9 protein-coding genes are annotated in these 9,470 nt (G+C 64.7%); 8 read left to right on the top strand and 1 reads right to left on the bottom strand.

Going from position 1 to position 9,470, the window contains the following annotated elements:
* The 4 genes from folE2 to A3728_RS21280 form a co-directional block, all read left to right on the top strand.
* A partial coding sequence (gene folE2, locus A3728_RS21295; protein WP_067928522.1) for a GTP cyclohydrolase FolE2 occupies positions 1–817 on the top strand: 817 nt, incomplete at its 5' end.
* 160 nt (positions 818–977) lie between these two features.
* Positions 978–1,214, top strand: a complete 237-nt coding sequence (locus A3728_RS21290; protein ID WP_067928518.1) for a hypothetical protein — start codon at positions 978–980, stop codon at positions 1,212–1,214.
* Positions 1,215–1,351: 137 nt separating this feature from the next.
* Entirely contained in the window at positions 1,352–2,800 is a 1,449-nt protein-coding gene (locus tag A3728_RS21285; protein ID WP_067928515.1) for a TrkH family potassium uptake protein, read from the top strand.
* A complete protein-coding gene (locus A3728_RS21280) occupies positions 2,800–4,398 on the top strand; it encodes a thiamine pyrophosphate-binding protein (protein ID WP_082851151.1) in 1,599 nt (532 codons plus the stop codon). Before A3728_RS21285 ends, A3728_RS21280 begins: the two co-directional genes overlap by 1 nt.
* 126 nt (positions 4,399–4,524) lie before the next feature.
* Here the strand turns inward: A3728_RS21280 and A3728_RS21275 are convergent, their stop codons facing one another.
* Positions 4,525–6,318, bottom strand: a complete 1,794-nt coding sequence (locus A3728_RS21275; protein ID WP_067928511.1) for a serine protease — start codon at positions 6,316–6,318, stop codon at positions 4,525–4,527.
* Positions 6,319–6,473: 155 nt separating this feature from the next.
* Here A3728_RS21275 and A3728_RS21270 point away from each other — a divergent pair, with 155 nt between their 5' ends.
* From A3728_RS21270 to A3728_RS21255, 4 genes are all read left to right on the top strand, one after another.
* Positions 6,474–7,412 carry a glycine--tRNA ligase subunit alpha gene (locus A3728_RS21270; RefSeq protein WP_067928507.1) on the top strand — a complete coding sequence of 313 codons (939 nt, stop codon included), beginning with the start codon at positions 6,474–6,476 and terminating at the stop codon, positions 7,410–7,412.
* Between the two features lie 45 nt (positions 7,413–7,457).
* Complete coding sequence (locus A3728_RS21265; RefSeq protein WP_067928505.1) at positions 7,458–7,979, top strand: DUF6446 family protein; 522 nt, start codon at positions 7,458–7,460, stop codon at positions 7,977–7,979.
* A 71-nt stretch (positions 7,980–8,050) separates the two neighbouring features.
* Complete coding sequence (locus A3728_RS21260; RefSeq protein ID WP_067928502.1) at positions 8,051–8,884, top strand: DUF1206 domain-containing protein; 834 nt, start codon at positions 8,051–8,053, stop codon at positions 8,882–8,884.
* A gap of 106 nt (positions 8,885–8,990) precedes the next feature.
* A partial coding sequence (locus A3728_RS21255) for a glycine--tRNA ligase subunit beta (RefSeq protein WP_150120939.1) occupies positions 8,991–9,470 on the top strand: 480 nt, incomplete at its 3' end.

Genomic DNA, 9,470 nt, shown 5'->3' with positions numbered 1-9,470 from the left:
TATCTCCAACTTCCGGCTTCCCATCCGCTACCACACCCGGGACGGCGGGGACCTCACGCTCGAAACTTCCGTGACGGGGACGGTCAGCCTCGATGCGGAAAAGAAGGGCATCAACATGTCCCGCATCATGCGCAGTTTCTACAAACACGCTGAATCGACCTTCAGCTTCGAGGTCATGGAAGCGGCGCTGGATGATTATATCGCCGATCTTGAAAGCCCCGATGCCCGGCTGCAGATGCGCTTTTCCTTCCCCGCGCGGATCGAAAGCCTGCGCTCGGGCCTGTCGGGCTATCAGTATTACGACATCGCGCTCGAACTGGTGGAACATGAAGGCAAACGGCAGAAGATCGTGCATCTCGACTATGTCTATTCCAGCACCTGCCCCTGTTCGCTGGAACTGAGCGAACATGCGCGCGCCACCCGTAACCAGTTGGCGACACCGCATTCACAGCGTTCGGTGGCCCGGATATCCGCCGTGATGAATTGCGACGGCAGCGACACATGCCTATGGTTCGAGGATCTGATCGACATCTGCCGCGCCGCGGTGCCGACGGAAACGCAGGTGATGGTAAAACGTGAGGACGAGCAGGCCTTTGCGGAGCTGAACGCTGCCAATCCGATCTTCGTCGAGGATGCGGCGCGCCTTTTCTGCCAGGGGCTGAAAGCCGATCAGCGCATCGGCGATTTCCGCATCGTCGCCAGCCATCAGGAAAGCCTGCATTCCCACGATGCCATCAGCCTGCTGACCGAGGGCGAGACATTCGACATGCGCAGCATCGATCCACGCCTGTTCCAGTCCCTCATCCACAGCGGCTGATTCCGCCTCTCAGGTCCTTTCCCTTTCCGCCGGCTCCCAGTCAGCCATGCGAGCCGTGCAATGGGCACGGGCCGGCTATGCATAAGTGATGGTTCTGCTGCAGTGCAGCGTTTCCTATATGAGCGTCAGGGAAGAGAGCAAACCAATTGGAGGCATCGAGATGTCCTACCAGAACACCGCAGAACCATCCTTCGGGCTCAGCGCCGAAGACGCAAAATCCACCTTCCGTGGCTTCATCGCCCGGACCATGCAGACCGTGTCGGCCAATTCCATGGGCGCGCGCCGCCTTGCATCGGTACGCTCGCTGCAGGCGAAAACCGACGCGGAGCTTGGCGCCCTGAAGATCGGGCGCGACGACATCGTCGATCACGTCTTCCGGGATGTCTACTACGCCTGAACGGCTTCGGGGCTTCGGCCCGATGGAATGAAACGGCCCGGGTCGCGTGTGGCTTGCCAGCGCGCCCCGGGCCGTTCCTGCTTTGACGACCCGGCCAGCGCTTGACACCGGCAAGCCCCCGCGCCAACGCTGCGCGGATGTTGGATATGCGACCTGTCGGATATGTCATCGGCCTGCTGGTCGCAGTGATGGGCGTGACCATGGTCGTCCCCATGCTGGTGGACATCGCCGAAGGCCGGGGCCATTGGCCCGTTTTCGTCGAATCCGGCCTGATCACGATTCTGGGCGGCAGCCTGATCGCGCTGTCCTGTGCCAACGGCAACCGCGAAGGGCTGACCATCCAGCAGACCTTCTTTCTCACCTCCGGAGTATGGTTCATGCTGCCGCTCTTTGGCGCGCTGCCCTTCATGCTGGGCGCGACGGAGGCGAGCTTTACCGATGCTTTCTTCGAAGCGATGTCGGGGCTGACAACGACCGGGGCCACAGTCTTTACGGGCCTTGATGATCTGCCGAAAGGCTTGCTGATCTGGCGCGGGATCATGCAGTGGCTCGGCGGGATCGGTATCGTCGTCGTCGCCATGGTGTTCCTGCCGGAACTGCGCGTCGGCGGTATGCAGATCTTCAAATCCGAAGCTTTCGATACCTTCGGAAAGATCCTGCCGCGCGCCGGTCAGATCGCGAGCCAGATCGCGGTGATCTATGTCTGGCTGACGCTGGCCTGTGCGCTAAGCTATCTCGCGCTGGGGATGAATACCTTCGACGCGACCGTTCATGCCCTCACCACCGTCTCCACCGGGGGGTTTTCGAACTACGATGCCTCCTTCGGGGCCTTCACCGGCGCGCCGGAGTACGTGGCCTCCATCTTCATGATCCTCGCCGCCCTGCCGTTCGTGCGCTATGTGCAGCTGATCAACGGCAACCCCTTCGCGCTCCACCGGGATCCGCAGATCCGCGGATTCCTTCTGACCGTGGGCGTTCTGGTCCTTGTGATCTTCGTTGTGCTTCAGGCTGTCTTCCCCCGGCATTGGGAAACCGCCCTGCGCGAAGCCCTGTTCAACATCACCTCCATCATATCGGGCACTGGCTATGCCTCGGTCGATTACATGGCATGGGGCTCCTTCGCGGTGGCGCTGTTCTTCTTCACCGGTCTGATCGGCGGCTGCGCGGGCTCCACCGCCTGTTCGATCAAGATATTCCGCTACCAGCTTCTCTTTGCCTCGATCCGCGCGCAATTGCGGCGCATCCGTTCGCCGCACGGGATTTTCACCCCGCGCTACGACGGGCGGCCCGTCGGCCCCGATGTTCTGAGTTCGGTGATGTCGTTCTTCATGTTCTTCGTGGTCACCATGGGCGTGGTCGCCGTGGCGCTCAGCATGACGGGGCTCGATTTCACCACCTCCGTTTCCGGCGCGGCGGCGGCGCTGGCCAACATCGGCCCCGGCCTGGGGGAGATCATCGGCCCCGCCGGGAACTACGGTAGCCTGAACGATACCGCGAAGTGGATCCTGAGCGCGGCCATGCTGACCGGTCGGCTGGAGCTGCTGGCGGTCTTTGTCATATTCACGCTGAAATTCTGGAGGGCCTGATGGCAGAGCACAACGAACGACCCCTTGGCGCGCAGATTTCCCATATGCTGAAGGACCGTGGTGTCGATGTGATCTTCGGCATCCCGGGTGTGCACAATCAGGAAATGTACCGCGGTATCGAAGAGGCCGAGATCACCCATGTCCTCGCCCGGCATGAGCAGGGCGCGGGCTTCATGGCCGACGGCTATGCCCGGGCCACCGGCAAACCGGGCATCGCCTATGTCATCACCGGGCCGGGGGTCTGCAACATCATGACCCCCATGGGGCAGGCGTTCAGCGATTCGGTTCCGGTTCTCGTGCTGTCGAGCTGCCTTGACGAGACGGCGGCCCGGCGCGGGCAGTTGCACCAGATGAACGATCAGGAAATCGCCGCAGGCACGGTGTGCGACTGGTCGCATACGGCGCTGAGCGCCCCGGCCGCCTATGGGCTGGTGGATCGGGCCCTGTCCGAATTCGGCGCGGCGCGGCCCCGGTCCAAACATATCCAGGTGCCGATTGCCCTGCTTGAGGCCACGGCCCCATCGGCGCCCGCACCTTTCCCGGCAACGCCGCGACCCCGCGCGGCAAAAGAAGTAGTCGCCGACGCCGCCCGGCGGCTGGCGAAGGCGCGTCGCCCGCTGTTCATCTTCGGCGGCGGGGCCCGGGGCGGCACGGAGGCGGCACGGGACCTTTGCCGCTTGCTGAAGGCCGCGAGTTTCACCAGCTACGCCGGTCGCGGGATCATCGCGCCTGAGGATCCGCTCCATTTCGGCAGTTACCTCGCCAAACCCGACAGCGCCGAAGTCCTCGCCCGGGCCGATCTTGTCGTCGCCGTGGGCACCGAACTGGCAGAGGTCGACCTGTGGCGGGAACGGCCCGGCCATGCCTGCCCGATGATCCGCGTCGATCTCGACCCTGAAACTCTGGCCGACGCCGCGCGGGCGGAGCACCACGTGCTGGCCGATGCCGGACCGTTCCTTGCCGATCTGCTCGACGCGCTGGGTGAGATTGACCTTTCCGGCACCGACTGGACGGCGGGCGAGGTGACGGGGGCCCGCAGCAAATGGCGCGCCGCGACCGAAGCCGAATATCCGGGCATCCCGCAGGTCTGCGACGCCCTGCGCGCCGCCTTGCCATCCGAGACGATGATTTATTCTGACATGACGCAATTCGCCTATTGCGCCAAGGAGGTCTGGCCGATGGACCGGCCCGGGCACTGGCACCACCCCTACGGCTTCGGCACGCTGGGATACGCGCTGCCCGCCGCCATCGGTGGTGCGATAGCCCGCCGTGGCCAGCCCACGCTGGCCATCGCGGGCGATTACGGCTTTCACTACACCATGCAGGAACTTGGCGTGGCGGTGGAACTGGGGCTGAGCCTGCCGATCCTTCTGTGGGACAATGGCAAGCTGGGTGCCATCGAAGCGAGCATGATCGGCGCCCAGATCGCACCGAATGCCGTGGTGGCCCGAAACCCGGATTTCTGCCGTCTCGCGGAAGCCTTCGGCGCCCATTCGGCAGCGCCCGCCGATCTCGAGGCGCTACAGAAAGCCGTGCTGACTGCATTCGAGGCAGAGGGGCCGACGCTGATTTATGTGACACCTGAGGTGGTGGGCTGAAACCGCACTTAAAAGCCGAAAAAGGGAGCTGGTGGCCTCATCGACATGACTAATACTCGGCGGCGCCCTCCGCCTTGAGTCCGGGCGCATGGACCGCCGCTTCGATAACTGCCCCCCCCCGGCGCCCTATTCCCAGCAGCTGACCAGAACGGTCATGTTCTGCGCGTGGAGGGCGAGGTCACGCTCCCGCAGGGAGCCGCCCGCGTCGGATGCGGTTCTCGCGACGCCTGCTGCTTCCATGGCGCGGGCGATCTCTTCGCGGTCGAGGGCAAAGCTCACGTCTTCGGGCAGCTTCTGCGGGCCGTCGGGCTTGGGCAGCAACATCCCCAGCACGTCACCGCGATCGTCGAGCACCGGACCACCCGCATCGCCGGGCTGGGCCTTGAGCGTCAGCCGAGTGAGGTTCTCTTCGCCCTGAAGACCGCGCAGGTCGGCCAGCGTGCCATATGTCATGGCCGCAGCACTCAGCACCCCCTGATAGGGATAGCCGGCCACGATCACCTCTGACTGCAGGCGCGGGACGGAGGTGCTGAATTCGGCCACCGAGAGGGGGGCGAGCGGTTTGCGTGGCTTCAACAGCGCAAGGCCCGTCGCCTGATCCGTGGCGATGACATCCGCCTCGGTATCATCGTCGAGAGTGAGGCGACCACAGGAACCCACCGCTTCGGCGGTTGTCGCCACGATGCCGGAGCCATCCACGAAAAAGCCGCTGCGCGCTACCTTGGGCTGGCGTATCTTCAGGCCCGCGACCAGATCGATGGCCTGATTTTCAGGGTTGCCGGCTGTCGGGTCCAGCACCCCCGGTACACGGGTGAAGCTCTTGGACATCTCGGCGATGACACGGCGGCGGCGGTCTTCGTCCCCGGCGGGCCAGACCAGCGTGAACCCCTTGATCTGGCCATTTTCAAGCGAGACCTGTGTCTGGCTCACGATGCTGCCGTTTTCGCCCACGAGTTCAAAGGAATTCCCGTCGCGGCTGCGCGGCCCTTCGGTGGGCACGATCTCCAGCGTTTGCATGATGTCGTAAAGGCCATAGAGCACATCCTGATCGCCGGGCTGACTGATCAGAAGGACCTGAACGCCCAGATTGCCGCTGCTGTCGTAGCGGGCGAAGGGCGGCTCATACCCGTCGAGCGCGACTTCGGCGCGGGGCATCACGATCTCGATGCCGGCGCGGTCGTCGCGCACGGGCCCCATGTCCAGCCCGTCGAGCACGGCGTTGTACTGCTTCAGAAGGGCGGCGCGCTGGCGGGTGGTAAGGATACCGGTCTGCGTATAGCCGTTGGCGTCCTGCCATGCGGCCATTGCGTTGCGGGTGCCTCGGCCGAATGCGCCGTCGATCCCTGCGTCGTAGAACCCTGCCCATTTGAGCGCGATCTGGATGTCCCGCCGCTCCTGCGGATCAAGCGCACGTTCTCCCTGCTGCGCCTCTGTCGGCGTCTCGTCGGCCGGGGGCTGGGGGGTGGCCTCCGTCACTTGGGTTTCTTCCGCCGTTTCCGCGGCCTGCGTCGTTTCGGTCGGCTCTGGCGTATCGACGCTGGCGGGCGGTTCGATCACGCCCCGGTTCAGCACGTTGGACCCCACGGGCCAGAACTGCTGCAGAAAGCGGTCCGACTGCTGGATGAAGCTGTCGCGCGGCACAAGGCCGTCGCGGCGATAGGTGCGCAGCACGATCCGGGCGTCATCCCGGCGGTAGGGGCCCACGGCAATGCCGTACCACCCGCTGCCGAGCGCGAAGCCGCTCACGTCTTCAAGTTCCGCCGCATAGGCGCGGGCGCGCTCGGTCGCCTCGGCAAGGCTGGGCTGTGCCTCGATCTGGACCCAGACGATATCGTCCGCCGACTGGGCGCGGGCATCCCCCGTGGCGGTCAGCAGGAAAAGGCAGAAACCGGCCAGAAGGGCCATACAAAAACGCATCATGGGGCGGCGAACTTTCGTAGTGACAGAATGCGGGCAGATAAACAGGAAACCGGTGCAAACGCCATGGCTGAAGCGTCGCGTTTCGTAACAATCGCGGAATTGACGCCCCCCGCTGGCGCTCGTAGTTAGATGGCGCATCGACGAAAGGAAGCCTCATGTCAGACGCGCCGGCCACGCCCCGCTCCTTCCAGGAGATCATCCTGCGCCTGCAGGCCTATTGGGCCGCCAAGGGATGCGCCGTGCTGCAGCCCTATGACATGGAGGTGGGTGCCGGCACCTTCCACCCGGCCACGACGCTGCGCTCGCTGGGCACGCAGCCCTGGGCCGCGGCCTATGTGCAGCCGTCGCGCAGGCCCACCGACGGGCGCTATGGCGAGAACCCGAACCGGCTTCAGCATTATTACCAGTACCAGGTGCTCATCAAACCCAGCCCGCCCGATCTTCAGGCGCTGTATCTGGGTTCGCTCGAAGCCATCGGCATCGACATGGCCCTGCATGATATCCGCTTCGTCGAGGACGACTGGGAAAGCCCGACGCTTGGCGCCTGGGGGCTGGGCTGGGAAGTCTGGTGCGATGGCATGGAAGTCAGCCAGTTCACCTATTTCCAGCAGGTCGGCGGCCACGACTGCCACCCGGTATCGGGCGAACTGACCTATGGGCTGGAGCGGCTGGCGATGTATGTTCTGGGCGTCGACCACGTGATGGACATGCCCTACAACGATCCCGACGCGCCCATCCCGCTCAGCTACGGCGATGTCTTCCGCCAGACGGAGGAGGAATACGCGCGCTGGAACTTCGATACCGCCGATACCGCGGTGCTGCTGCGCCACTTCGAGGAAGCGGAAGCGGAATGCCGCGCCATTCTGGACCAGCCTGCGGAAGACCCGAAAACCGGCAAGCGCATCGTCATGGCGCATCCCGCCTATGATCAGGCGATCAAGGCGAGCCATATCTTCAACCTGCTGGACGCGCGCGGCGTCATTTCCGTGACCGAACGGCAGGCCTATATCGGTCGGGTCAGGGCGCTGACCAAGATGTGCGCCGATGCCTTCGTGCAGACCAGGGCGGGCGGCTGGAGCGCCGATGCGGCGTGAGGGCGGCAGCCCCGCAGGCGTCGAAGACCCGCTAGGGAGGACCATATGAACGGCAAGATCATCGGTGTGGTGCTGCTTCTGTCCGGCCTCGTGGCGGGTATCGCCGTTTATTACCTGCAGGTGTACGGCTACTACGAAGAGGTCGCGGTGGACCCCGAGGGGCTGACGCTCGTGTCACAGGCCACGCAGGCACCGCAGGCCATCGCGGTGTCCGGCTATCGCGCGATTGACGCCGACAGCTCGCCCATCCGCTACCGCGCCTGTTTCACCACCGAAAGCGAACCTGCCGCGCTTGCGGAAAACTTCGTTACGATGGACGGCATCAAGCCGCGCAACGCCCCCGGCTGGTTCGATTGTTTCGATGCCCCCGCAATCGCGGCGGAACTGGATGCGGGAACGGCGCAAGCCTTTCTGTCGCGCAAGAACATCGATTACGGCGTCGACAGGGTCGTGGCGATCACCGAAGCCGGGCGCGGCTACGTCTGGCATGAGCTGAACGACTGCGGCCAGAAAAGCTATGACGGCACCGTCATCGGGGAAGAATGTCCGCCCCGCCCGGAAGAGTAAATCCGGACCCTTCGGGAACCAAAGCCGCGCTCAAACGCTGATGTTGCAACAACCAAGGGGGTGTCGCAGCAATGGCCGATGAAGCTCATACCGGACTGAAATGGATCATGCGCGCAGGATATGGCGCGCGAGGTTTCATCTATATCCTGTTGGGATACCTGACACTTCTTGCGGCCTTCACCTCCACCCAGGCCTCGGGCACGGGCGACGCGCTGGCGACATTGCGGGGCCAGCCGCTGGGCGTCGCGGCGCTCTGGGCGATCGGGCTGGGGCTGCTGGCCTATATGGTCTGGCGCGTGACCGCGGGCATCGCCGACGTCGAGGACCACGGAACCGACGGCAAGGGCCTTGTGGCGCGGACGGGGCAGGTGGTCACGGGTCTTATCCACGGCGGTATCGGCATTTCGGTCTTCGGCCTCGCCATGGGCGGTGGTTCCGGCGGAGGATCCGGCGGCGCGGCTGAGGACTGGACCCAGAAGCTGATGGCCATGCCAATGGGGCGTTATATCGTCGCGGCGGGCGCGCTGATCCTGCTCGGCGCCGGTATTTACTACGCCTACAAGGGCTATAGCGGAAAATACAAAGAGCATCTGTGCGCATCGCGTTCCACGCGCAAGGCGGAACCGCTGCTGAAAGGCGGGCTCATCGTTTACGGGATCCTCTTGGGGATCGTCGCCCTGTCACTCGGGTATGCGGCGCTGACCGCCGATCCGTCGCAGGCCGGTGGTCTGGGGCAGGCGCTGCACAGCATCCGCGAAGCGGCCTTCGGGCGCATCCTGCTGGGTATCGCGGGGCTGGGGCTGCTGGGCTTTGCGCTCTACAACTTCGTAGAGGCGAAATACCGCATCATCCCGCGCTTCGCCGGCCCCGAAGTGCGCTCCCTCGCCGACAGGGCGCTTTCCTGATCCGCCATAGGGGCCCATCGGTCGGCGGGGGCTGGACCCGCCCCGCCGTCCTCGCTATCCAACCCCCCGAACATGTGCCGCGCCGCGGCAAGACGAGGGGGCGGATGTGCCAGACCTGCTGATAGAGCTATTTTCCGAAGAGATCCCGGCCCGGATGCAGGCCCGCGCGGCTGCGGACCTGCGAAAACTTGTGACCGATGGCATGGTCGATGCAGGGCTGACCTATGCCCATGCCGCCGCTTTCGCCACGCCGCGCCGTCTGACGCTGGCGGTCGAGGGCATGTTGGAGGCCAGCCCCGCCACCGTGGAAGAGCGCAAGGGCCCCAAGGCGGATGCGCCGGAAAAGGCCATCGAAGGCTTCCTGCGGGGGGCGGGGCTTGACCGGGACCAGTTGGAAGAACGGGACACCCCCAAGGGGCGGGTCCTATATGCGCGCATCGAACGCCCGGGCCGCCCCGCAGCCGAGATTGTCGCGGAGGTGCTGGAACGGACCATCCGCAATTTCCCTTGGCCCAAGTCCATGCGCTGGGGTTCGGGCTCCCTGCGCTGGGTGCGGCCGCTCCATTCCATCCTCTGCATCATTACG

It is taken from the genome of Sulfitobacter sp. HI0040 (genome assembly GCF_001634885.1).
Lineage (GTDB): Bacteria > Pseudomonadota > Alphaproteobacteria > Rhodobacterales > Rhodobacteraceae > Sulfitobacter.
The sequence above is the reverse complement of the archived record's forward strand: the minus strand, read 5'-3'. Positions and strand labels throughout refer to the sequence as shown.